Origin of the sequence: Pseudoalteromonas prydzensis (assembly GCF_001661495.1) — a bacterium.
GTDB classification, from domain to species: Bacteria; Pseudomonadota; Gammaproteobacteria; order Enterobacterales; family Alteromonadaceae; genus Pseudoalteromonas; species Pseudoalteromonas prydzensis.
In genome coordinates this window covers 597,997-623,184 of record NZ_BDDT01000002.1, presented here as the reverse complement: position 1 = coordinate 623,184, position 25,188 = coordinate 597,997, and the positions used below count along the sequence as shown (strand labels likewise).

Annotated in this window: 20 protein-coding genes; 6 read left to right on the top strand and 14 right to left on the bottom strand. The window is 41.4% G+C overall.

Annotated elements, in window-relative coordinates:
- Positions 1–134: 134 nt before the first annotated feature.
- From rplS to ffh, 5 genes are all read right to left on the bottom strand, one after another.
- Positions 135–494 carry a 50S ribosomal protein L19 gene (rplS, locus tag A7968_RS07110; protein ID WP_002962189.1) on the bottom strand — a complete coding sequence of 120 codons (360 nt, stop codon included), beginning with the start codon at positions 492–494 and terminating at the stop codon, positions 135–137.
- Between the two features lie 33 nt (positions 495–527).
- Positions 528–1,295 (bottom strand): tRNA (guanosine(37)-N1)-methyltransferase TrmD, encoded by a 768-nt coding sequence (trmD, locus tag A7968_RS07105; protein ID WP_064665862.1) that lies wholly within the window; start codon positions 1,293–1,295, stop codon positions 528–530.
- Positions 1,295–1,831: a ribosome maturation factor RimM gene (gene rimM / locus A7968_RS07100; protein WP_064665861.1), complete on the bottom strand. Its 537-nt coding sequence runs from the start codon at positions 1,829–1,831 to the stop codon at positions 1,295–1,297. The genes trmD and rimM overlap by 1 nt, the downstream gene beginning before the upstream one ends.
- Positions 1,832–1,848: 17 nt before the next feature.
- Complete coding sequence (gene rpsP, locus A7968_RS07095; RefSeq protein ID WP_016708927.1) at positions 1,849–2,097, bottom strand: 30S ribosomal protein S16; 249 nt, start codon at positions 2,095–2,097, stop codon at positions 1,849–1,851.
- Positions 2,098–2,356: 259 nt separating this feature from the next.
- Positions 2,357–3,736, bottom strand: coding sequence for a signal recognition particle protein (gene ffh / locus A7968_RS07090; protein ID WP_064665860.1), 1,380 nt, complete (start codon positions 3,734–3,736; stop codon positions 2,357–2,359).
- A 271-nt stretch (positions 3,737–4,007) separates the two neighbouring features.
- Here ffh and A7968_RS07085 point away from each other — a divergent pair, with 271 nt between their 5' ends.
- Both A7968_RS07085 and A7968_RS07080 read left to right on the top strand, forming a co-directional pair.
- On the top strand, positions 4,008–4,814 hold the full coding sequence (locus A7968_RS07085) for a cytochrome C assembly family protein (RefSeq protein WP_064665859.1): 807 nt from the start codon (positions 4,008–4,010) through the stop codon (positions 4,812–4,814).
- Positions 4,815–4,875: 61 nt separating this feature from the next.
- Positions 4,876–6,144 (top strand): HlyC/CorC family transporter, encoded by a 1,269-nt coding sequence (locus A7968_RS07080; protein ID WP_157586670.1) that lies wholly within the window; start codon positions 4,876–4,878, stop codon positions 6,142–6,144.
- Between the two features lie 289 nt (positions 6,145–6,433).
- On the opposite strand, the gene A7968_RS07075 is transcribed toward A7968_RS07080, so the two are convergent.
- Both A7968_RS07075 and gshA read right to left on the bottom strand, forming a co-directional pair.
- Positions 6,434–7,042: a transglycosylase SLT domain-containing protein gene (locus tag A7968_RS07075; protein ID WP_064665857.1), complete on the bottom strand. Its 609-nt coding sequence runs from the start codon at positions 7,040–7,042 to the stop codon at positions 6,434–6,436.
- A gap of 126 nt (positions 7,043–7,168) precedes the next feature.
- Complete coding sequence (gshA, locus tag A7968_RS07070) at positions 7,169–8,746, bottom strand: glutamate--cysteine ligase (protein WP_064665856.1); 1,578 nt, start codon at positions 8,744–8,746, stop codon at positions 7,169–7,171.
- A gap of 467 nt (positions 8,747–9,213) precedes the next feature.
- Here gshA and A7968_RS07065 point away from each other — a divergent pair, with 467 nt between their 5' ends.
- Entirely contained in the window at positions 9,214–10,761 is a 1,548-nt protein-coding gene (locus A7968_RS07065; protein ID WP_064665855.1) for a methyl-accepting chemotaxis protein, read from the top strand.
- Positions 10,762–10,829: 68 nt separating this feature from the next.
- Here the strand turns inward: A7968_RS07065 and clpB are convergent, their stop codons facing one another.
- From clpB to rluD, 3 genes are all read right to left on the bottom strand, one after another.
- On the bottom strand, positions 10,830–13,406 hold the full coding sequence (clpB, locus tag A7968_RS07060) for an ATP-dependent chaperone ClpB (RefSeq protein ID WP_064665854.1): 2,577 nt from the start codon (positions 13,404–13,406) through the stop codon (positions 10,830–10,832).
- A gap of 97 nt (positions 13,407–13,503) precedes the next feature.
- A complete protein-coding gene (pgeF, locus tag A7968_RS07055; protein ID WP_064665853.1) occupies positions 13,504–14,229 on the bottom strand; it encodes a peptidoglycan editing factor PgeF in 726 nt (241 codons plus the stop codon).
- 12 nt (positions 14,230–14,241) lie between these two features.
- Positions 14,242–15,219 carry a 23S rRNA pseudouridine(1911/1915/1917) synthase RluD gene (rluD, locus tag A7968_RS07050; protein ID WP_064665852.1) on the bottom strand — a complete coding sequence of 326 codons (978 nt, stop codon included), beginning with the start codon at positions 15,217–15,219 and terminating at the stop codon, positions 14,242–14,244.
- A gap of 141 nt (positions 15,220–15,360) precedes the next feature.
- Between rluD and A7968_RS07045 the strand changes: the two genes are divergently transcribed.
- On the top strand, positions 15,361–16,122 hold the full coding sequence (locus A7968_RS07045) for an outer membrane protein assembly factor BamD (protein WP_064665851.1): 762 nt from the start codon (positions 15,361–15,363) through the stop codon (positions 16,120–16,122).
- Between the two features lie 82 nt (positions 16,123–16,204).
- Here A7968_RS07045 and glnB read toward each other — a convergent pair whose 3' ends face one another.
- Entirely contained in the window at positions 16,205–16,543 is a 339-nt protein-coding gene (gene glnB / locus A7968_RS07040; RefSeq protein WP_064665850.1) for a nitrogen regulatory protein P-II, read from the bottom strand.
- 195 nt (positions 16,544–16,738) lie between these two features.
- On the opposite strand from glnB, the gene A7968_RS07035 reads away from it, so the two are divergent.
- Both A7968_RS07035 and A7968_RS07030 read left to right on the top strand, forming a co-directional pair.
- Positions 16,739–17,284, top strand: a complete 546-nt coding sequence (locus A7968_RS07035) for a GspH/FimT family pseudopilin (RefSeq protein WP_064665849.1) — start codon at positions 16,739–16,741, stop codon at positions 17,282–17,284.
- A 74-nt stretch (positions 17,285–17,358) separates the two neighbouring features.
- Entirely contained in the window at positions 17,359–17,895 is a 537-nt protein-coding gene (locus A7968_RS07030; RefSeq protein ID WP_064665848.1) for a GspH/FimT family pseudopilin, read from the top strand.
- Positions 17,896–17,911: 16 nt separating this feature from the next.
- Here A7968_RS07030 and A7968_RS07025 read toward each other — a convergent pair whose 3' ends face one another.
- The 3 genes from A7968_RS07025 to A7968_RS07015 form a co-directional block, all read right to left on the bottom strand.
- The gene (locus tag A7968_RS07025; RefSeq protein ID WP_064665937.1) at positions 17,912–18,328 is read right to left on the bottom strand and encodes a type IV pilin protein; all 417 of its coding nucleotides are present in this window, start codon (positions 18,326–18,328) and stop codon (positions 17,912–17,914) included.
- A 98-nt stretch (positions 18,329–18,426) separates the two neighbouring features.
- Positions 18,427–21,579: a pilus assembly protein gene (locus tag A7968_RS07020; RefSeq protein WP_064665847.1), complete on the bottom strand. Its 3,153-nt coding sequence runs from the start codon at positions 21,577–21,579 to the stop codon at positions 18,427–18,429.
- A gap of 515 nt (positions 21,580–22,094) precedes the next feature.
- The gene (locus tag A7968_RS07015; protein ID WP_064665846.1) at positions 22,095–25,181 is read right to left on the bottom strand and encodes a pilus assembly protein; all 3,087 of its coding nucleotides are present in this window, start codon (positions 25,179–25,181) and stop codon (positions 22,095–22,097) included.
- Positions 25,182–25,188: the final 7 nt, after the last annotated feature.

Below are 25,188 nucleotides of genomic sequence, written 5' to 3'. Positions count from 1 at the left end.
GCTATGGTGATCACTAGAGCTCGATCTTTTAACTTTACTCTTTCACCTCGCTAACTTCTCTTCTCATAAAAACCAAAACGGGTTGCAACCCGAAGGCTGCAACCCGTTTTTTTTGCGTTGCTAAACAGCGCGTATTAGTTAAGTTTTTCTCTAATACGTGCAGATTTACCAGAACGCTCACGTAGATAGTAAAGTTTCGCACGGCGAACTGCACCGCGACGCTTAACTGCTACGCTATCGATAAGAGGGCTGTGCGTTTGGAATACACGCTCAACACCTTCACCGTTCGAGATTTTACGAACTGTGAATGCTGAGTGAAGACCACGATTACGCTTAGCGATTACAACACCTTCAAAGGCCTGTAGACGCTCTTTAGCACCTTCTTTTACTTTTACCTGTACAACCACTGTATCACCAGGGCCAAATGCAGGTACGTCTGTTTTAAGCTGCTCATCTTCAAGCGCTTTAATAATATTTTGGTTTACTTTTGCCATTATGTTTCTCACTTTCCTAGGTGTAACTGTCTTCTAGCCACAAGCTTTTTGGTACTCTTGCTGAAATTTCGCGAGTAATACCGCTTGCTCCTCAGTCAGAGCTAGGTTATGCAACAAGTCAGGACGTCGTAACCAAGTTCTGCCTAATGACTGCATTAGCCGCCATTTTGCTATCTCTTGGTGGTTACCGCTGAGTAATACAGCAGGAACCTGTTTGTCGTCCAATGTTTCTGGCCGTGTATAGTGAGGACAATCTAGCAAGCCATCCGAAAATGAGTCTTGCTCTGCTGATTGGTTGTGTCCTAATACACCTGGCACTAATCGCGCTACTGCGTCAATTAGTGTCATGGCTGGTAGTTCACCACCACTCAAAATAAAATCACCAATTGACCATTCTTCGTCAACGTATGACTCTATTATTCTCTCGTCTATACCTTCATAGCGACCGGCAATTAAAATCAGTTTTTCGGAGTTTGCGAGTTCGCTCGCCCCTTGCTGATCTAATTTGCGCCCTTGCGGGGACATATAAATTACTTTTGCACCATCACCTGCCGCCTGTTTGGCGTCAAGAATGGCTTGTTTCAATGGTTCAACCATCATTAACATACCTGGACCGCCCCCGTAAGGACGATCATCAACGGTTCTATGCTTATCAGTAGCATAGTCACGTGGGTTCCAGCAGTTAAAATCGATTAAACCATTTTTTACTGCGCGACCAGTTACACCTTGCGTTGTAATGGCATCAAACATGTCCGGGAAAAGGCTAATCACCCCTACCCACAACGAACTCGTTTGACTCATTAAAAGCCAGGATCCCAGTCTACGGTAATTTCTCTCGCATCGTGTTTAACTTCTTTAATAACTGAATCAGTTAAAAATGGAATTAAACGCTCTGCTTGGCCAAATGCATCTTTATTATTTGCTTTCACAACTAATACGTCATTTGAGCCTGTCTCCATCAGGTCATCAACGATGCCTAAGTCATAACCTTTATCAGTTATAACCGACATACCAATGAGATCTCGCCAATAGAACTCGCCTTGCGGCAGTTCTGGTAATTGCGCTGCATCCACAGAAATTTCTGCATGGGTATAAGCCATTGCTTCGTCTCGGTCGTTTACTTGCGCAATTTTAGCGATAAAGCCTTTGTTGTGGCGACGCCAGTCGACCACTTCTAAGGTCTGCCATTTACCTTGTTGCCCTATCAACCACGGGCTGAAATCGAAGATCCCTTGGGGATCATCAGTAAATGAATGTACCTTAAGCCAGCCCTTTATACCATACGGGGCACCGAGCTTTCCTACGACAATTATTGATGAGGTGTTCTCTTGACTCATGGTTACACTTACGCCTATTAAGCCGCTTTACGAGCGTCTTTTACTAACTTACTTACGCGATCTGAAAGAGATGCGCCCTGACCTACCCAGTGTTCTACACGAGATAAATCTAAACGTACTTTTTCTTCTTGACCACTAGCAATTGGGTTAAAAAAGCCTACTTTCTCGATGAAGCGACCGTCACGCGAGAAACGGCTATCCGCAACCACAATTTGATAGAAAGGGCGTTTTTTAGCGCCACCACGTTGCAAACGAATAGTTACCATACCGTCCTCTAAATAGATTGACTGTTTTCATTAATAAGATTTACTCCCCAGTATGGGGAGCTGGGGAATTGTACGAGTTTTTAGCAACAATGCAAGTAAGAAGTGACTCGAAATGAGTGTTAAGTTGATTAAACTATGATCTACGCGTTAATTCAGGCTATATAGTGCTTTCAATGCATAATTTATCCACAAAAAAAGAGGCTATTTGCCTCTTTTTTCATTAACTAAATGACGCTTTCATCGAATGTTAGCCAAAAACTTAGAATTTAGGGCCACCGCCACCCATCATTCCTGGCGGTAACATGCCTTTCATGCCACGCATCATTTTTTGCATACCGCCTTTGCCTTTCATTTTTTTCATCATCTTTTGCATTTGCGTAAACTGTTTTAGCAATTTATTGATCTCTTGTACTTGCGTACCAGAGCCTGCTGCAATACGTTTTTTACGCGAGCCTTTAATGATCTCTGGACGCGCACGTTCTTTTTTGGTCATTGAACTGATGATCGCTTCCATTTGAATAAAGGTTTTATCACCCATTTGCCCTTTTACTGCATCAGGCAAGTTGGCCATACCTGGAAGTTTATCAAGCATTGACATCATGCCACCCATGTTTTTCATTTGCTTTAGCTGCTCGGCAAAATCATCTAGGGTAAAGCCATCACCTTTAAATACTTTTTCAGCAACTTTTGCAGCTTGCTCTTTATCGACTTTCATTTCGACTTCTTCGATCAATGAAAGTACATCACCCATGCCAAGTATGCGCGATGCGATACGATCGGGGTGGAAAGGTTCTAACGCATCAGTGCGCTCACCCACACCCATAAACTTAATTGGCTTGCCGGTAATATGGCGAATAGATAAGGCAGCACCACCACGGGCATCACCATCTGTCTTGGTGAGGATCACACCTGTGAGCGGTAATGCTTCATCGAATGCTTTGGCTGTATTCGCCGCATCTTGACCTGTCATTGCATCAACGACAAATAAGGTTTCGATTGGGTTGATTGCATGATGCAGATTTTTTATTTCGTCCATCATGTCACTATCAACATGTAAACGACCTGCGGTATCAACTAATACAACGTCGATAAATTTCTTTTTGGCATGAGAAATAGCCGCTGTTGCAATATCAACAGGCTGTTGTGAAATATCACTTGGGAAAAACTCAACGCCAACTTCATCGGCCAGTGTTTCTAACTGTTTGATCGCTGCAGGGCGATAAACGTCGGCACTAACAACTAGTACTGATTTCTTTTTGCGCTCTTTTAAAAACTTAGCAAGCTTAGCTACACTGGTCGTTTTACCCGCGCCTTGCAGGCCCGCCATCATTACAACGGCTGGCGGTTGTGCATTTAAGCTCAGCTCTTCATTTGCTTCGCCCATGGCCTTTTCAAGTTCTTCGCGAACAATTTTTATGAATACTTGCCCTGGGCTTAGGCTTTTAGTGACTTCAATACCTACTGCGCGCTCTTTAACTTGTTTAACAAACTCGCGAACAACAGGCAAAGCAACGTCGGCTTCTAAAAAGGCCATACGCACTTCGCGTAGCGTGTCTTTTATATTGTCTTCTGTAAGGCGCCCACGGCCGCTAATATTTTTTAAGGTTTTACCTAATCGTTCTTGGAGGTTCTCAAACATGTAAAGGTTCCGATCAAACGTGATATACCAATTTTCCCATCAAGGTTATTACTGCAAGTTTACCACTTGGCGTAAATAGCGCGATTTCTAGAATCAGTATTATTAAAATTTTAATTAAAAACAGTATACCGTAAATGGTGGCGCACAATACAGTGTTCAAGTGCGCTGTTTGAGTTTCTTTTTACAAACTCTATGCAATTGCCTTGCTATAAAATACAATGTCCTTACTCTAACAAGGAATATTTGACTCAAATTGAGTGGCCCAAGCACTATGCTGATTATTAGTTTAACTATTATTGCCAGTTTATTTTATATCTTAGCAACGTCTCACGTGTTGTCTCGGTTATTTCACCAACAAGGGCCGAGCCAAAAGCTGACGATTATTCTCAGTACAGTGGCGATCTTAGCGCACATGTTATTATTGGTGAATTCAGTATTTCGCACCGATGGCCAAGATTTAAGTATTGTTAATGTGGCACTACTAACCTGCTGGGTAATTGTAGTGTCGGTCACTACTGTGTCATTAAAGTTTCCTGCAACCTTACTCCTGCCTGTGGTGTATGGCTTTGCAGCCTTACTTACTATAGCCAGCTTATTTATTCCACATCATATTTTATTGCAAAGTATTAATGTCGAAATCGGCTTAGTCACTCATATTTCACTTTCATTACTTGCCTACTGCGTATTAATTATTGCTACTTTATATGGCGTGCAATTTTACTTTATCGACAAACGTTTAAAGCGCAAAGATTTAGCCATAGTACACAGCCACCTGCCACCTTTAATGGTAGTTGAGCGTCAGCTTTATCACTTATTAACGTTAGGCACCGTGTTATTGACGATGGCGCTGTTATCTGGGTTTGTGTTCCTAGATGGCATGTTTGCAACAGAGTTTATTCATAAAACCGTTTTATCACTGATTGCTTGGGCCATGTTCGCAACTGTAACTGTAGGTCACTTAACGCAAGGCTGGCGTGGTAAACCCGTTGTACTAGCTATCATGGCTGCTGCTTTTGTTTTAACGTTGGCTTATTTTGGTAGCCGTTTTGTGCAAGAGGTGATCCTGAATAAGTTTTAACTTGACTCAGGCAGCTCACTCCCGCTTAATACACATTGGTTAAATAAAAAAGGATCCTTCTTTGGACAGCATCTCTACAAGTGTTTTGTTTATAATACTTGGAATACTTATACTTTGTTCTGCATATTTTTCTGGTTCTGAAACAGGCATTATGTCAATTAACAGAATCCGCTTACGTCACCTTGCTAAAGAAAACCATCGCGCAGCAAAGCGTGTCAACAAACTGTTGAGCCGCCCTGATAGACTGATAGGCCTTATCCTAATCGGTAATAACTTGGTAAACATTGCTGCCGCACAGGTTGCAACCATCATAGGTATTCGCTTATACGGTGATTTAGGTATCGCTATTGCTACCGGTGCATTGACCCTAGTAGTATTAATTTTTGCTGAAGTAACGCCAAAAACGTTAGCCGCCCTTTACCCTGAGCGAGTTGCCTTTCCAAGTTCGATAGTACTTAAAGGATTACTCAAAATTCTGTTTCCATTTGTCGTCATTGTAAACTGGATGACCAACGGGATATTACGGTTATTTGGTATTAGTGCTGCACAAATTGAAGAGCACAGCATGAGTAAAGAAGAATTAAAAACCGTGCTGAATGAATCTGGTGCACTGATCCCCGCTCGCCACCAAAGTATGTTGACCTCTATTTTAGATTTAGAACAAGTCACCGTTGAAGATATTATGATCCCACGTAATGAAATAGTGGCGATTGATATTAACGATGACTGGAAGCTGATCAGTAAGCAGTTAACTCACGCACAACATACACGTGTATTACTTTACCGTGATCAAATTGATGATGCGGTTGGTTTTATTCATTCGCGTGATGCGCTGCGGTTATTAACGAAAGAGCAGTTTGATAAGCCATCACTACTTCGCGCAGTGCGTGAGATTTATTTTATCCCTGAAGGCACGTCATTAAATACCCAGCTATTTAAATTTCAACAATCGAAAGAACGTATTGGTCTAGTAGTTGATGAATATGGTGATATTCAAGGGCTTGTAACCTTAGAAGATATCCTAGAGGAAGTGGTCGGTGACTTTACTACCACACAAACTCGTACGCCAAGCGAAGAAGTCGTTCCACAAGATGATGGTTCATTTTTAGTTGATGGCGGCGCGAACGTACGTGATCTGAATAAAGAAATGGATTGGGAATTCCCACTTGATGGGCCAAAAACATTAAGCGGTTTGATTGTCGAGTACTTAGAGGATATTCCAGATGCGAATTTAAGTTTACGTATTGCAGGTTACCCTATCGAAGTAGTTGAAGTGAAAGAAAACATGATCAAACTAGTTCGTATCCAAGCCAATAAACGTAGAATATAAATCTTTAAGTAGAGTAGTACTTCACTACTCTACTACTACCCCTCATCATTTACTTTCTGCAATTGTCTGCTGCTATTACTCATTTAATCTTAAATATTAAGTTATTATATACCCTACTAATTTTATAGTTTATAAGAAAAGTTTTATTACTGAACTCAGTCGCCCCTATAAAAGAAAATATCACCACCCCATTTCCACAACGCGATATGCATATACATCAATTTCCTGGAAAATAAACCGAATACTAAAAAGCCCGCAATGCGGGCTGTTCAAATAATCAGAGTTCAGGTTAACTAAATAACCTTTCTAGCCAACTTTTATCTAGATCTGCTTCGCACTTTTTAAGTTGTGCACCATAGCGACTGGCGCGGTTTTTAACTTTATTTGCCACCGCCATTAGCCATTGTTTCTTTTTATAGGTGCCACGTTTGTAGCCGCCCCAACCCTCATGATAATTAAGGTATTGCGCATAAGCATCCCACTTCGACACACCATTTACTTTATGGGTTTTATAGACAAACCACCCCATAAAGTCGATCGCATCATCAAAATCATCTCGATCTGCACCGCTGTTACCCGTCTCACGAATGTAATCAGCCCAAGTGGGAGTTTTCGCTTGTGAGTAACCATAGGCTGAACTTGCTCTGCCAGTGGGAATGATCCATAAAAAATATTCCATAGGAGGCGCAGCATCATGTCTAAAAGAACTTTCTTGGTACATCATGCTCATTAGTACATGTTTAGGCGACCCCCACTTTTCTTGAGCATCTCTTGCGTCATAATACCAATCATTTTTTTCTTCAAAAATCTTACATATATCATTAGGTTGCTTTGGAGGAGCAGTTGCGCAGCCTGTTAACGCAGCCCCCAGCGATAAAATAATTAAACTTTTTTTCATTTTTTTTGATTCTCGCTGAACTTTTTATAAAAGCGTAAGTCCTACTTTATGAATGCGCAGTTTAGCATTGTTTATCCCTGAAGAATCTTTACGCAGCCAACTTGGGCTGCGTTTTTTTTTGCCTGTTTAGTTTGCGTTAAAATACGCATCTAAAAACGCATTAAATGTCACATTATCAGCTGCTTTCAAGGTTTGCTCAGCAACAAAGGATTGCTCGGCCTGCTGCTTTAAGTAACTATCTGAGTACACATGATAAGGTGTATCCACGTGACTTTGCTGATAGTTTCTTGCAAGTGCTAATGCAAAATGACCATTATCAAGACCCGACTCTTTAAGTTGCTTAACATACCGCCCAGAATACGTTAACTCAGGATCTGCAACCCATTGGCTTAATCGCGTGATGGTTTCACTGTAGTAACTCACCCCATACGCTTCATCCATATATGCTGCAACATGGTTTAACTGGCTAAAAATATCTGAGCCCCACGTAGCTAAGCTACATGCTTCTCCAGAACGATTTAACATCACCTGCACGGCACGGCCATCACTGACTACGGTATCTAAATTCTCAGTGCTGCGTTGTTGCGAATCCCAATCCATCGTTGGTGAGTCTTTTAATAAGCAATAAGTTAAAAACACATCTAAAAAGTGAATTTGCTCAATATCGATTCCTGTCGCTGTAAATGGGTTTACATCCAAAGCACGAATTTCGATGTACTCAATGCCCCCACGTAGTAATGCATCTGTTGGCGTTTCGCCACTGTTCGCATTACGTTTCGGGCGAATTGGCGAGTAAAATTCATTTTCAATCTGTAACACATTCTTATTCAGTTGCTTTGGCTGGGCATCTCTATAATCCGCAAGCTGACCATAAATATCAGACGGTGAATTGATTGCCGCTTTTAGCCCCGCAATGTACTCTTCTAATGAGTTGTACATTACTTTTAATGAAGACTGGGCGCTATTAGTGTAGCCTAAATTACCTAAGCGTAACGCGGTGCCAGTTTCAAGATACAGTGTGCCTTTACCAAGTTTCTTAAAAGGAAGGTCGGTACTGCGGCCTTGTAAAAAAGAATTACATAATGCCGGTGAAGCGCCAAATAAATAGCTGATCAGCCACAGTTCACGCTTAAAGTTACGGATCAAACCTAAATAGCCTGACGAAATAAAATCTTGTAATGGCCCTGTATCGCCTTTAATCGTTTGTAGGCTTTGCCAAAAAGTAGTTGGAAATGAAATATTAAAATGCACGCCAGCGATTGCTTGCATCATACTACCATAACGGTTTTTAAGGCCTTCACGGTACAGTGTTTTCATACGACCAATATTAGAGTCGCCAAACTGAGCTAATGCGATGTCATCTTGATGCTCGATAAAACACGGCATACTAATGGGCCATAATAATTCATCACCCATTTGCGAAAGGGTGAACTTTTGCAAATCATGTAGCTGATTTAACGTTTCTTCAGCTGAGCCGCTAACAGGCGTAATAAACTCTAATAATGACTCTGAAAAATCAGTGGTGATATGCCCATTCGTTAATGCACAACCAACCCCTTTTGGATGCGGCTGTTGTGAAATCGTACCATTGGGTTGGATCCTTAACGCTTCCCTTTCAATACCACGTTGAATGCCTTTAATTGCGAATTTATGCTGTTCTGGGGCGAGCGCTGTTAACGCTTTAGTTAAATCATGTGTTGTCAAAAATGCTTCCTCGAGCCACGTGGCTTAATCCTAAGTCAATGGGGGCAAATTGATAATACTCAAGGTTTAATAATGGCATAACTGAAATTTCCACTATTTACCATGAAGGTCACCGTGTATTTATTAAGCACACTCGCTGCGGGCAGCTTAGTCCATACCCATATGTTTACTAATCTTGCCATTGTGAGCGCTAATATACAATTGCTTTAATTGCACTACAGTGATGCAATTTAATAGGATTCGCCTGCAGCCAACAATAATCAATTCATAGCACTAGACCGATGATAGCAATTTATATATTCAGTTATTAAAAGATTGTTCATCAGCATTTTTATATTTCTTTGTTTTAGATCATAAAAAAGTAAATTAACAATCGTTTTATAGCCGATAGCACTGAAGCTGCTATCTTTACATTGGTATGAACTTTATAATTATCACTAATAATAAAGCATGTTTAAGGACTACCTATGCGTCGGGGTCAGCAACTACTAAACGAAGAAGTTACTTTTTCACAGCAACAAGAACTTGTCTCTACCACGGACTTACGCGGTGTTATCACTTATGCAAATAAGGAATTTTGTACCATCGCAGGCTACAGTTTAGAAGAGCTGGTTGGCAAAAATCATAATATTGTCCGTCACCCTGATATGCCTAAAGCGGCATTTAAAGAATTGTGGGAAAAACTTAAACAAGGGCACTCGTGGCGCGGCATGGTTAAAAACCGTTGTAAAGATGGCCGTTACTATTGGGTTGATGCATTTGTTACGCCTATTTTTGAACATGGTCAACTGGTTGGCTATCAGTCCGTACGGACAAAACCCAGCGAACAACAAAAACGCCAAGCACAACAGCTATACGCTAAAATAAATGCAGGAAAATCCCTGTCATCTTGGCGTGAATGGGTGACGATACGCCAAACTCTGGCACTACTGATAGCTCTACTTGGTTTAGGACTGTTGGCCGCGTTTGTATCTGTTACTGCTGCACTGATCGCGGCGTTATTTTGCTTAGCTGTTGTTGCCTTAAATTACGACGAATTAATCGTAACGCCAAGTGCCTTAAAACAGCAAAAGTTACTCCATGATTCAGTGTCTCGCTATGTCTATGTTGGCCATCATCCGTTTAGCATCAGTGAATATAATATACAGATGCTGAACGCTAAATTACGGACAGTATTGGGGCGAGTAAAAGACACCACGAGCACTTTTACGGGTATAGCGGCTGATTTAGATGAACAATCCACCCTAACCGAACAAGGGATTGCATCACAAGGACAGCGTCTTAGCCAAATAGCCACTGCCATGTCACAAATGAGCGCAACTATCGGTGAGATATCGGGCAATACTCACGATACCGCTGGGAAAGTGAACCTTACTTATCAAAGTTGTACCGATATAAAACTTCACATTGCTGATAATAGCGCGATGGTCTCTGATCTTGCGCTGCAAGTTGAGCAAGCTGCAAGTACAGCTAACTCACTTGCCACCGAGGCTGATAAAATTGGCCAAGTAATGACTGAAATTGAAGGTATAGCTGAACAAACCAATTTGCTGGCTTTAAATGCCGCGATTGAAGCCGCGCGAGCAGGAGAACACGGTCGTGGTTTTGCCGTGGTTGCTGATGAAGTACGTGCATTATCATCTCGGACACAGCGCGCTACTGCACAAATCCATAGTTCTATTAAAGAAATTCAAGATACCCTGTTTAGCTGGTCTACGGTGATGAAAAACACTAAAGCGCAAGCCGACGAGTGTGTAAATACCACAGGTCATACGCAAACTGAACTGGATAGTATTTTCGCGCAGATCAGTGAAATATCGCAACTTGCCACACAAATATCTTCGGCTGCAGAGCAACAGCAAGCGGTCAGCCTTGATATTAGCGATAACATTACGCAAATAAAAAGTTACAGTGACGAGAACTTAACATTGAGTTTTAATGTCGCTAGTGGCGCTGCACAACTAGTTGAAGGCTCTCGAAAAGTAAACGATATCCTGCTTACTTTTAAAGTGTAACGACTTTAGTCCATAAAAAAAACCGCTAAGTTATGAACACTAGCGGTTTTTTTATAGGCATAAATTGATTAGCGACAGCTAAATATTAAGCCACTTTCATCAGCATCGATGACTATCATGTCACCACTTTGATATTCACCAGCGAGTAATTTCTGAGATAGCGGATTTTCAATCGTGTGCTGAATTGCACGCTTGAGTGGCCGCGCGCCATAAACGGGATCAAAACCGCTGGCAGCAATACGCTCAAGTGCTGCATCACTTATTTGCAGTAAGTACCCCATTGCTGTTAAACGCTCACGTAGCTTGCTGAGTTGAATATCAGCAATTTCTTTAATGTGTTCGTTAGCAAGCGGATGAAATACCACGGTTTCATCAATCCGGTTAATAAATTCAGGTCTAAACTCATTAACCAAAACGCCCATCACTTTTTCTTTCAACGCTGCGTAATCGTTATTACCTGTTTGCTCTTGAATAATATCCGAGCCTAAATTTGAGGTCATAATGATCACCGTATTTTTAAAATCAACGGTGCGACCTTGGCCATCGGTTAAGCGGCCATCATCCAATACTTGCAGTAGAATATTAAACACATCAGGGTGCGCTTTTTCAATTTCATCAAGTAAAATGACTGAATAAGGACGACGACGTACGGCTTCGGTTAAATAGCCACCTTCTTCGTAGCCAACATAGCCCGGCGGTGCGCCGACTAAGCGCGCAACTGAGTGTTTCTCCATAAACTCAGACATATCAATGCGCACCATCGCGCTTTCAGTGTCAAACATATAGCCCGCGAGCGCTTTCGTCAGCTCAGTTTTACCCACCCCAGTTGGGCCTAAGAATAAAAACGAGCCAATTGGACGGTTAGGATCTGCAAGTCCTGCGCGCGAGCGACGGATCGCATTGGCAACTGCCACTACAGCTTCGTCTTGACCAATGACTTTATGATGTAGTTGTTCTTCCATTTGCAGCAGTTTTTCTCGCTCACCTTGCAGCATTTTCGACACCGGAATACCGGTCCAACGAGAAAGTATCTCGGCGATTTCGTCTTCACCGACTTGGTTTTTCAATAAACTCATTTCTTGCATTTCGGCTTGTGAGGCCAAATCAAGTTTACGCTCCAAATCAGGAATACGACCATATTGCAATTCTGACATCCGCTGTAAGTCAGTGGCACGACGGGCAACATCTAAATCTAAGCGCGCTTGCTCAAGCTCCGCTTTGATCACTTGCGTGCCTTGTAAAGATGCTTTTTCAGCAGTCCATACTTCATCAAGCTCACGATATTGTGCTTCAAGTTCAGTGATCAGCTCTTGCATTTCGCTGCGGCGCTTTTGACTAGCGTCATCTTTTTCTTTAGCTAGCGCATTATCTTCAAGTTTTAGCTGAATAATACGGCGCTCTAATTTATCTAGCGACTCTGGCTTTGAATCAATTTGCAGGCGAATAGACGAGCCCGCTTCATCAATTAGATCAATTGCTTTATCTGGCAGCTGCCGGTCGCTAATATAACGGTGTGACAAGTGCGCAGCTGCTACAATTGCCGGATCGGTAATTTCAACACTGTGATGTAGCTCATAACGCTCTTTTAAGCCACGTAAAATAGCAATGGTGTCTTCAACCGACGGCTCTTCCACCAGCACTTTTTGGAAACGACGCTCTAGAGCGGCATCTTTTTCGATGTATTTACGGTACTCATCTAAGGTAGTTGCGCCGACACAATGCAGCTCACCACGTGCTAATGCGGGTTTGAGCATATTGCCCGCATCCATCGCACCATCGCTCTTACCAGCGCCAACCATAGTATGAATTTCATCAATAAATAAAATCACTTGGCCTTCTTCTTTGGCCAGCTCATTGAGCACCGATTTTAACCGCTCTTCAAACTCACCACGGTATTTAGCACCGGCTACCAAGGCACCTAAATCAAGCGATAACACACGTTTGTTTTTCAAGCCTTCAGGCACTTCACCATTAATAATTCGCTGCGCGAGCCCTTCTGCAATCGCGGTTTTACCCACACCAGGTTCGCCAATTAATACTGGGTTATTTTTGGTGCGTCGCTGCAGAACTTGAATTGTACGGCGAATTTCGTCATCACGACCGATAACTGGATCAAGTTTGCCTTGCTCTGCACGTTCCGTTAAATCGATGGTGAATTTTTTTAGTGCTTGACGAGTATCCTCCGCATTTGGGTCATCCACCTTTTGACCACCACGAATGGCTTTGATAGCGGCTTCTATTTTTGTGCTGGTCATATTTAGCGCGCGAAAAATATCACCTAGCGGGCCTTTATCTTCACAGGCAGCTAATACAAACAGTTCGCTGGAGATATATTTATCTTTACGTTTTTGTGCGTATTTATCGCATAAGTTGATCAGTGAAACCATATTGTTTGACAACTGCACGTCGCCACCAACACCTTCCACTTTAAATAGCTTTTCTATCTCTTGCGATAACTTGGTATTGAGTTCATCGGCACTTACACTGGCTTGAGCCAATAACGCACGCACACTTGAGCCACTTTGCTGCAAGAGTGAATACATTAAATGTACCGGTTCAATAAATTGATGATCACGACCAAGCGCTAATGACTGTGCATCAGAGAGCGCAGATTGAAATTTACTGGTAAATCGATCTAAACGCATAAGGGGTTACCTATTAAAAAAACTAATTACTTAATTAATGGGTATGCTCGGCACTTTGATCAAGGCTTAGGAGAAAATATACTCACTGAATAGACTATTACTTGCGCCAGATCAAAGAAGCCATCCGTCCTGTTTGACCATCGCGACGATATGAAAAGAATTGTTCACTATTGCTAACTGTACAGTACTCACCACCACTAATATTTCTTATGCCTAGGTTAATAAGCTCTGTGGTTGCAAGCAGATAAATATCTGCTAAATATTTACCATCCGCTTGTGCCACAAATGCAGTGTGATGAGTTGCTGATTGCTCACAGAAAAGTGCTTTTACTTCACTGCCGACCTCAAACTTTGCAGCACCTATGGCAGGACCTAACCACGCTCTGATCTGTGCTGGAGGGCAGCTAAAGTGACGCAAAGTATTGGCGATAATACCCGCATGCAAACCGCGCCAGCCACCATGAATAGCAGCCACCTCTTCACCACTTTCACTGGTAAGCAAAATCGGCAGGCAATCTGCTGTCATAATTGCCAGCGGTTGATTTTTTAATCGGGTATATAGTGCATCCGCATCATAATTAGCATGTGGGTCAAAATACTCATCCACAACAACAACTTCACTGCTATGGACTTGGTTAAGCCACACAGGTGCTTGAGGAAGCTGAGCAGCTAAAAGCGCGCGATTCGTTAATACCGCGTGCTGATCATCGCCCACATGTAGGCCTAAGTTTAAACTCGCAAAAGGCGCATCAGATACACCGCCCTGACGAGTTGTACTGAGAGCCCCAACATTGGGTGGCGCTGTCCAATTAGGATAAAGCATTATTAAAGCAGCTTAAAAATCGATATTTGGGTTAGCTTTAGTATCTTCACGCAGTACATGCGTCATGGCAACCATATCATCTGGAATTGGCGCTTGCCATGTCATCATTTCACCCGTAATTGGGTGAGCTATACTTAGCTTTACTGCGTGCAATGCTTGACGATTAAATTCACGTAACATTTGGAACAATTCAGGTGTTGCACCTTTTGGTGGACGTGGACGACCGCCATAGGCTTTATCACCAATCAATGGATGATTGATAAATGCCATATGCACACGAATTTGGTGAGTTCGGCCAGTTTCTAAACGAAGACGTAATCGCGTATGCGCACGGAATTTTTCAGCGACACGGTAATGCGTAATCGCGGGTTTACCCTGCTCATGCACAGCCATGTGTGTACGCTGCGTAGGATGGCGGCCAATTGGTTTTTCAACCATGCCACCCGCTGTCATTGTGCCATTACAAATTGCTTCATATTCACGCGTGAAGTTTTCACGCTTTTGCAATGCTTTAACTAAATGTGTTTGCGCCTGAATTGTTTTAGCTACCACCATCAAACCGGTAGTATCTTTATCTAGACGATGCACAATCCCTGCGCGCGGTACATTAATGATATCTGGATAATGATGCAACAATGCATTGAGCACTGTGCCATCAGGATTACCTGCACCTGGGTGTACAACTAACCCCATAGGTTTGTTAATAACCAAAATATCATCATCTTCATAAACGATGTTTAATTTGATATCTTGTGCTAGGTATTCACGTGGTGCTTCAATACTTGTTTCAACATTTACAACTTCACCACCAAAGAGTTTTTCTCTTGGCGTGTTGAAAATTTCACCATCTACGGTGATTTTATCATCCAAAATCCACGTTTTTATACGTGAACGCGAATAATCCGGGAACAATTGTGCTAATACTTGGTCTAGACGTTTACCGCCTAACTCAGTTGGCACATCGGCTTGAAGAGAAATTTGCTCTGTCATTAGTAACTTTACCCAATTTACCAGTGCAAGCTGTGCTCGACTGGGTTAGAATCGCTTTTAATAAAAGCATTATATAATAAGCATAGTTTACTCGGTTTTACCCACTTGGCCTAGCCGAAGACATCGAAGGTAACAAATAAAATGATAAATAGAATAGGGAAACGTGCATTTGCCATTGTTTTTACAGTTTCATTACTTGGTTTAGGTGCATGTTCATCAGCACCTGATGAAGAAGATATCCAACGCGTTCCTAATAAATCAGCGCAAGCATTGTATGAAGATGCTAAACAAACGCTAGATTCTGGCTTATATGCCCGAGCAATTGAGCTGTTAAGTGCGATTGACTCGCGCTATCCATTTGGTCCTATGTCAAAACAAGTGCAAATGGACTTGGTTTATGCCCATTACCAAGCTGGCAATACTGAGCAAGCATTGGCAACCATTGATCGTTTTATCCGATTAAACCCGAATCATAAAGATTTAGACTACATGTACTACATGCGTGGTTTGGTAAATATTAAAGCGGACGAAAATGCCTTTCAGGAATACTTTGGCGTTGACCGTGCTGACCGCGACGCAAACCGGACGCGTGTGGCCTTTACTGACTTATCAACCTTAGTTAATCGCTTCCCTGACAGTGGCTATGCCCCTGAAGCAAAACGACGCTTAGTGTGGTTGCTTAACAAAATGGCTCGCTACGAATTAAAAGTGGCTGATTACTACTATGAGCGTGAAGCTTATTTAGCCGCAGCAAATCGCGGTAAATACGTTGTTGAACATTACTCGCAAAGTAGTTATTTAGATGAAGCACTCGAAATAATGGAAAAAAGCTACACTAAGCTAGGTTTACCTGAATTAAGTGAGCACGCTAAGCTGACTCGCGAGCAAAATAAACGCAAATAAATTCCAAACACAAAAAAGGCGCTACTTATAATTTATAAGTAGCGCCTTTTTTAATAGCTGACTTTTTAATTCCAGATAAAAATTAAATCGCTTCTTCATCTTCTTCTGCAGTACGAATACGCACTACACGCTCAACGTCAGTGACGAAGATCTTACCATCACCAATTTTACCGGTTTGTGCTGTTTTAACAATTACTTCAATAGCACGGTCAACATTTTCATCAGCAAGAACGATGTCAAGTTTCACTTTAGGTAAGAAGTCAACCATGTATTCCGCACCACGATAAAGCTCTGTATGACCTTTTTGACGGCCAAACCCTTTCACTTCACTTACGGTCATCCCGGTGATACCAACTTCTGATAACGCTTCACGAACATCATCAAGTTTAAATGGTTTAATTATTGCTTCAATTTTTTTCATTGTTAGTTGCTGCTCTTATATTGCCAATTGGGTCGATTTTAGACAATCCTGCATCCCATAGCAAACAAAGCGATTGAATTACGGTGATTTAATCGTCAGCAATGGTATGATTGTTCCAATCAGAACAACTATACTTAAGGTAAGTTGCTCAAAGTGCACTGTTTACCCAGAGCCAATACAGTATTAGAGGCGAACATGAAAAAACAACAACATGGCTTTACACTACTTGAGTTGATGGTCACCATTGCCATAGTCGGCATTGTGGCTGCAATTGCTTTATGGGATAGCAGCGATATGCTCGAGAATAACCGCGCTGAAAACTATTTACTTGAGTTAAAGCGAAATATCAACTTTGCTCGCGCAAAAGCAACCAGTACCGATTCACTCATCGTGGTGTGCAGTGGCGAAACTTCTAAAATCGAAAATGACCAAAATGTGACATGTTTAAATGATTGGAGTGACGGCGTTGTTTTCGTATTTTATGATAATAATGGCAATGGTAATTACAACCCAGGTAATAATGACAAAATACTCCGGGTGATGGCAGAAATACCGCAAACTAGCAAATTTACATTTACCGGTGATAATTCATTAATATTTGATGCCAGCGGCCGTGTTACCACAAATTCAGGCATTTTTACTTATTGTCCTAATAAAGATAATGAAAACAACAAATCAATGGAAGTAAGTGTATCTGGCACCAGTTTATATTACGGAGATACCACAAATACCTGTGACTAAATCCCAGTTAACAACTTGCAACTACACCTAGCTCAACTACCATTAAAAGAAATACCACCAACGAGCTCTCACGGATGAGAAAAACAACCCTATCTAACCCGCACTCTGGTACGACACTTATCGAAATAATGGTGGTATTGAGCATCCTCGCTATCTTAGCTAACCTTGCTCTTTTTCATGTGCAGCCATTTTTTACCCAAACTCGGCTAGAAAATTATAGTCACCTAATAAAAAGAACACTGAGCTTAGCTCGTAATAACGCCATTTCTTTAAATAGCCAGATTACAGTATGTAGTTTAGCGTCATCGGTTTGTGATAGCAGTCATTGGCATCAAGGCCTTACTGTCTTTGTTGATAAGGATGAAGTAGGTGTATTTGGTGATAATGACACTGTCATTTTAGTCACAGAGGCAATCAATGAATCTGATATGCTTACTTACCCACGTGACGCAGTGACATATCGACCTGACGGTACGCCAAGGGGATTTGATAATGGCACGTTTGTGTATTGCGCTGAATATAAATCAGCTGAACTAGTTGGTATTGCAATTTCAGTCAGTACGACAGGAAAAACAACTTTAAAAGACACAGATGAGTGTCAAACTAACTAGTTTGAGCTCTGATTAACTATTTACCCCAACATTTACTTGCATCAGCATTACCTTTAGCGGTTTTAAGTCCAGCATCATCAATAGTAAATGAAGTACAGTCATCGTCTTGTAAAACAGGACCTGCGACCGGCGTGGCTGTTATTTCAAATGTACCCGCATCATTATCAACAATGACTGCAAGCGTGTAAAAACCATGCTCGGTTGGTGATACTACATTTAGGTTCGCTAAATCACTTGTATAAACACGATTATCAACAAAAAACTGTTCTTGTCTATTAGCCGCATCAAGTAAAGCTGTAATGGCTTCTGTACGAGCTGTCCGTTTCACATGCTCAAAATAGCTTGGTAAAGCGATTGAAGCAATGATGCCTAGTATTGCTACCGTGATCATTAACTCTATCAGGGTGAAACCATTTTTATCTGCTTTTATCATACACGCCATCTACATCTCACTTTATATCTAGGTTGGTCATAGCAATGGCCGCTATCACGTTTATTCACTATCATAGGTCCGTACGCTATTGAATGCAATTATTGAGAAATTATATCTTGCCTATAAACATAAGTTTGCTGCACTTTAAGGCCAAAAACTTGTCCTGCTGCGTTATTTACTAATTTTATTTGCCCATTCTCATCAACACTAAGTTCAGGCCCTAATAGCTCTTGAGGTATAAACGCTTTGCTCGGCTGTGATTCACTTTGCCCTTGGCTGGTATTTAGCCATGGCCCGAGGAGCAAGAACTGACTTTTCTTGACTGTTGGTTTCATGGTGTCGTCACAGAGTTGATCATTATTTTCATCTACACATTGCTCAATCGAACCAAAGTAGAGCTGCGGTGTATCAGGTATTTCCTGGTGAGTTAAGTAAGCCAACTGCTCATAAACTTTAGTACCGTAATGTAAATGAAACGCGTACATAGCCCCTTGGCCGCTGCTATTTACACATTGTTGAGCAGTGCTAGCAGCAGCGGGTGTATAGCTGGTGAAATACGCAATCCCGCCTACCACCGTTGCCGCAGCCAAAGACTTCTCGCCTAAACCAGGTAAGTTATAATACCAGCCTTTAAAACTGCCCAATTCCATCTCAAGTTGATTAAACGCATCAACATCATTGAGTTTAGTCGAAAAAGGATCAGAGCTGATATCCATTAAATCATCAACTTTGATAGGATCAGGTAAACCATTGATAAATTTACCCGTTACAGTATTTATATCTCGGATCATATAAAGTTGGTCTTGGGTGCTTGTAGCTGTTGCTGCAGCACGGTCACCACTGCCTATTAATATTGCATCGAAGGGCGTACTTTCACGTACGTTAAGCATTTTTCCATTATAAAACACACTGCTAAGTCGGCTAAATGAGGTTCTGGCAATCATAGCTTGAGTTAAAAAGCGTCGATCTTGGTTCACCCCATTGCCACCCAACTCTGCTAGTTTAAAATGTGTCCAAGAAGCCGCTTCAGGCATATCTACACGCCACACATTCCCTCCGGTATCGGCAACATAAAGGCGGTCAATATAACCATCGTAGTTTGCATCAAAAATAGCCACATCGCCGGCAATACTATCAACACCTTTAAAGCCATTCTTAGGTGTTAATGACCACACTTTTTCACCCGTGCTCGCATCAACAATATAGATCCCTCGCCCTTGGCTATCTGAGTTTGAATATTCTTTATCTTTATTTGTGTCGTAACCGGCTGCAAAAATCAGTACTGGTTTATTTTCAAATCCGGCTAACTTAATATAAGTTACAATCGGCTTTGACCATGTTTGGCCTAATTCTTTAAAAGTAGCACTACCGCCTTGGATCGGGTTACTCCAAAGTAGTTTTGGTGAATTAGGTTTGGAGATATCAAGTCCATAATAATTTCGCCCACCTCGACGCAGTCCAAAGAATGCCCAAACTCTGTCTCCCTCATTAATAATGCCATTGCTGTTTTTGTCATCAATAAATAAGCTAATAGGGCCATCAACGCCATAAATTTTGCTGTTCGCTTGATTCTCCCTCAGAGGCTTAAGAATGTGATACAAACTACGAGGAATAAACGCCCAACTTTCTGATAATGCTCCCTCCTTATCTTTAAACATATGCAAAAAGCCAGCATTTGTACCAATCAGGATCCTTACATCACCATTGCCATAATCAATAGCGACTGGTTTTGAATGAAGGGGATCACCAAAAATATTAGCGCGAGTTTCAACTCGGTCATTGTTATTGTTTTCATCATCAACATCAATGCCCCTCGCCCAGTTAATTGTCGCCTCAACTTGCTCTGGAGATTCATTAAATAGCTCATCAAGATCATCTAATTGACCTTGTAATGTGGAATATGTAAAAGGCAGTAAACCTGCAGGAGAATCTGTGTAAATAGCTCTTGGTATAAATTGTGACAACCAATAATTGACTCCCCCAGCTTTTAGCTGAGCACCATCATTGGGTTGTGACGTTGGCAGCCAAAAAGTGCGGCTAGCTTGGCTTATTTTCCCCTCGGCATCCAAAGCACTCTTCCCTGTGGCATCGATAATTTGTGCGCCAGACACTTGCAGCTTCTTAAGATTACCTTGCCAACGAGGCCCAAGATCGGGTTTAAACATGGTTAAATAAATACTATCTAGATGGCGAGTTCTATCCGCGCTATTTGCGACAATCGCAGGAGAACTAAAACTAGCATCCACGTTGCGAACTGTTTTCATAGTCGCTACTAAAGCACCGTTTAGATCATCAATAGATTCCGCTAAAAAATATTGCCCACCTCCTTGTCTTGCAGTTTCAATTAATACTTGCTGCGCATAACGAGGCATACCAAACCCAAACCCTACAATATGTACATTGACTGTATCTATCGCGGCTGTTTCTGGATACGCATCGTAATTATCAATTCCTTGACCATGTAGAAGTTTAGCCACTGTCGGTAAGTAGGTATTGTTAAATTTTACAGCAGAATAACCATACATGGTTTGGTGCAGCTGTTTGATATCATTTTCACGGCTATTTTCTAATAATGGAAGGCTTTCTGTCAGTGACATTCCATCAGTGATCAAGACAACATTAACCCGACTTTCGCAGCGTATTGCTGAATCGCTCAGTAATTTAAAAGGCGAAATATATTGCCCTTGCTTTTGAATTCGAATATCGATTAGATTTAACAAATTTAGATGATCATACCCTACTTGTTGGCCATGCAAGTAAAGCAAGGCTTCATGTAGCATTTCTGTAGCCGGACTTAGGTTAACTAAGGACAGTAATCCCCAATTATCGATAGTAGCGATAATGTCATTATGATCCGAGCCAAACCCATGAGCGACATAACCGCCTGTAGAGCCTAATAGCCCCCCTAAATTAAGGATGTTACTTAAATCTAAATTTAGCGGTCCGTTGGATTTTATAAGTGCAAAATCAACATCTGGATTTTCACTGATCAGCTTCTTCATCGCTTTTTTTGCCGCGGAGAGTCGTGTCTCAGGGCATAACTTAATTAAACCTAAGAGCCCTTTACATTGCTTATTATTATTAATAGATAAAGCCATACTGAGTGAGTTATCAAACACTAATAACACCCGTGGTTTATCATTACTCTCTAACTGATAAAGTTCGATATCATCGGCAATACAAAATTGACTGATAAAAAACAGTAAAGTGCCTAATAGAAGCCTTATAACTCCATGAGTGAACTGAGACATAGCGACCACCCCTATCCATGTGAGAATCTGTTAGATATAAAAACCCATACAGAAGACGGCCTAATATTCTTAATGAGTACTACTTTAGTACAGCATAAATTCTAGCTTTAACAAGATAAAACAATGATTATTTTGTATGAAAAAAAACCAAAACCATACTTTTTAACTACATCTATTTGATTGGATTAAAGTATTAGGGCAGCACCTGGAGCAATGTTTTTATATTAAAATTTTTACTGATAAAGTATTAATAGATATGATCTGTGCCATGCTATCCATTGAGCAAAAGTAACACGAAGGGCACAGCTTTTTGTAGAGAAGCTGCGCTCTATAACAAGGGTATGTTGGCCTTTCAGGGTTATAAATTGGCCAAGGGGGGATTTAATCGCAGTTTGAGGTTTGTAACCTAGTGGACTAAGTTAAAAAACCGAGTAAAACCACCGCAGCATGTTTTCGCTCCTTACCTACATCCATGCAGGTAAGAGTCAAACGTTTCTAGACGGATCAGCTAACCATCATTTTCGATTATCATTCACTTCACGCTTATAAATAAACGTTTGTTGGGTTTTAAAACCAAAGCCAATTGGTACAGCATCACTAACAAGTTTAATTTTTCCATCCTTGTCAAACGCAATACCTGGCCCAAGGATCTCTTTTGGCACAAATGGGTTTTTCGCGCTCAACTCTGTTTCCGTCTCTTTAGTTTTCTTAATACCGGGCCCGAGTAATAAAAACTGGCTTTGCTCATCACATTCATCCCCATCACAGGCTTCGGTACTGCCAAAATAAAGTTGTGGTGTATCCGGCACATCATTGCTCGTCACATAGCGTAATTGATTATACACTTTGCTGCCGTAATGTAGATGAAATGCATATAACCCACCACTTCCGCCGCTTAAAGAGCATTGATTAATCGTGGCATCCTCTGAAGCAGGTGTAAAACTAGTATAGTAAGCAACCCCACCCACTACAGTTGCTGCTGCAAGTGACTTCTCTCCACTACCCGGTAGATCATAATACCAGCCACTGGCTTTACTTAATGTTACTTCGGCTTTCGTGAACTCAGCTATATCATCAAGTGCGTTCGCAAATGGGTCATTATTCACATTCATAAGATCGCTTGGTGTAATAGCCACTGGTATGTCAGCCCCTACAAATGACTTAGTCACTGTATTAATATCACGGATCATATAAAGTTGATCTTGGACGACAGTCGATGTTGGTTTTGGCCTATTACCACTGCCTATTAATACCGCATCAAAAGGAGTATCTTGGCGCGTTATAGATGTTTTATTATTATCTGTCGTACTGGTTACTTTACTAAACATAGTACGTGCGACTACAGGCTTATAAAAAAAGCGTCTATCTTGACTAGCCGCAGTGCCACCCAATTTTGCTAATTCAAAATGAGTCCAAGGACTTTCACTATCTGTAGGACTTGCGCTAGGCATATCTATTCGCCACACACTACCTGCGGTATCTGTCGCATATAATCGGTCTATGTAACCATCATAATCAGAATCAAGTATCGAAACTGTTGCCGCAATGCTGTGCTTTCCTTTAAAACCTGTATCAGGTGTTAGCTCCCACACTAACTTACCATCTGAGGCATTTACAATATATAAACCTCGCCCTTTACTATCATTACTGAGCGAAACATTGTCTTTATTGGTGTCAAAGCCTGCACCAAAAATCAGCACAGGATCTTCTCTTCCCTTAATGTATGACACTGTAGGAGCAGACCACGTTTGCGCTAATTCCTTAAAATCACCACTTCCACCTTGTATTGTCCACTTTAAGCTCGGTGCATTAGGGTTAGTGATATCCAAACCATAATAGTTATTACCCCCACGACGCATACCAAAGAATGCCCATACGCGGTCATTACCATTAACGATCCCATCACGGTTTGCATCGTCAAAGTAAATTGTGATTGGTCCATCAATACCATACTTTTTAGTGTCAGCTTGATTCTTACGAATTGGGTCGATAATTTTATAAACACTACTGGGTATAAACGCCCAACTTTCGCTTACGGTATTGCCTGCATCTTTAAACATATGGAGGAAGCCTGCATTTGTGCCTATTAAAATACGCACATCATCATTGCCATAGTCAATTGTGACAGGCTTAGAATGCAAAGGGTCGCCAAAGATGTCTGCGCGTTGATCACTTGATGATGAGTCTCTATCTTCATTATCAACATCAATACCACGAGCCCAATCAATGGTTTTTTGCAAGTCATTTTTATGCACCCCAAATGCTTCCGCAGCTTTGGTGTCATTGCCATATGCTGTGGAGATTTCATTTTTTGCAAAAGTAATTAAACCGCCACCGAGAGCATCCGTGTATAATTTACGACCACTTGTTGCTGTTGTTGACAGCATTAAGTTTACACCACCATTTTCCACCGAGTTGCCATCTGCATTTGCAGTGCTTGGTAACCAGAATGTGCGTGCGCCTTTATCAATTAAACCATCAGAGTTCAACGCTTGATTATTTGTTGAATCCACAATCTGTGCACCTGATACTTTAAGTTTTTTTAAATTACCACGCCAACGAGCCCCACTATCCGGATAAAACATCGCGTAATAAATAGAATCGCGGCTACGTGTTTGATCTACGTTATTACTCGCCACGGAGGGGGACGTGAAGGTATCGTTTACTTCACGGATCCTAGTAATGGTATTTTTTAATGCTTCTGATAACTGTTCTGAGGTATCAGCATGTAAATACTCACCACCACCGAGTATGGCGGTCTCATCCAGTAGCGCTTTACCATTGTTACTCATGCCCGAACCAAAACCAATTGCATAAACACGACCAAAATCATCTACTTTAGGTGTATTTGGATATAAATCGATTTTTACATCTTTAGTACCATGGATCACCTTCGCTAATGCAGCTAAGTAGCTACTACTTACAACAGGGCCATTGCTATTATTAAAGTAATAACGATGCAAATTATTAATATCAGTATTGCGATTTGAATCATTCGATGGATCACCATCAGTCATCAAAATAATATTGACTGAATTGTCACAGCGTTCAGGTTCACCTGTTACAGGCTTAAAGGGGGATTTATATACACCACCGGATTCAGCAGTAAAATCACGCGCATTAGTGTTTGTACCGTAATAAACTGAATTTCCTGTAATATACAAATAGGCTTCCCATAGCGTTTCAGCTAGGGGGGTTGCGCCATCAGCGGGTAATTTTTTTACTTCACCAAGTACAGTTTCTCTTGATGAGCCTAAACGGGCCATCACATACCCACCATTATCGCCATTGAATCGCATTAGACCAAAATCAATATCCTCATTATCATTAACCAAGTCAGAGATGGCATTTTTTGCAACCCCTAAACGACTATCAGAACATAAGGTGTATTTGCCTGTCGTGTAGTTATAGCCACAACTATTACCTGTTTTAGTCGAAAACGCCATGCTACCAGAGGTATCAAAAATGACTAGCACTCGAGGCTTTTCATCAATTTTAACATTATGATTTACATAAAGTTCGATATCTTCAGCATCACTGCGCATACTCAAAAACGGGGTACTACCGAGTAAGATACTTATAACTAAATTTTTAAATTTCATCGTCTTT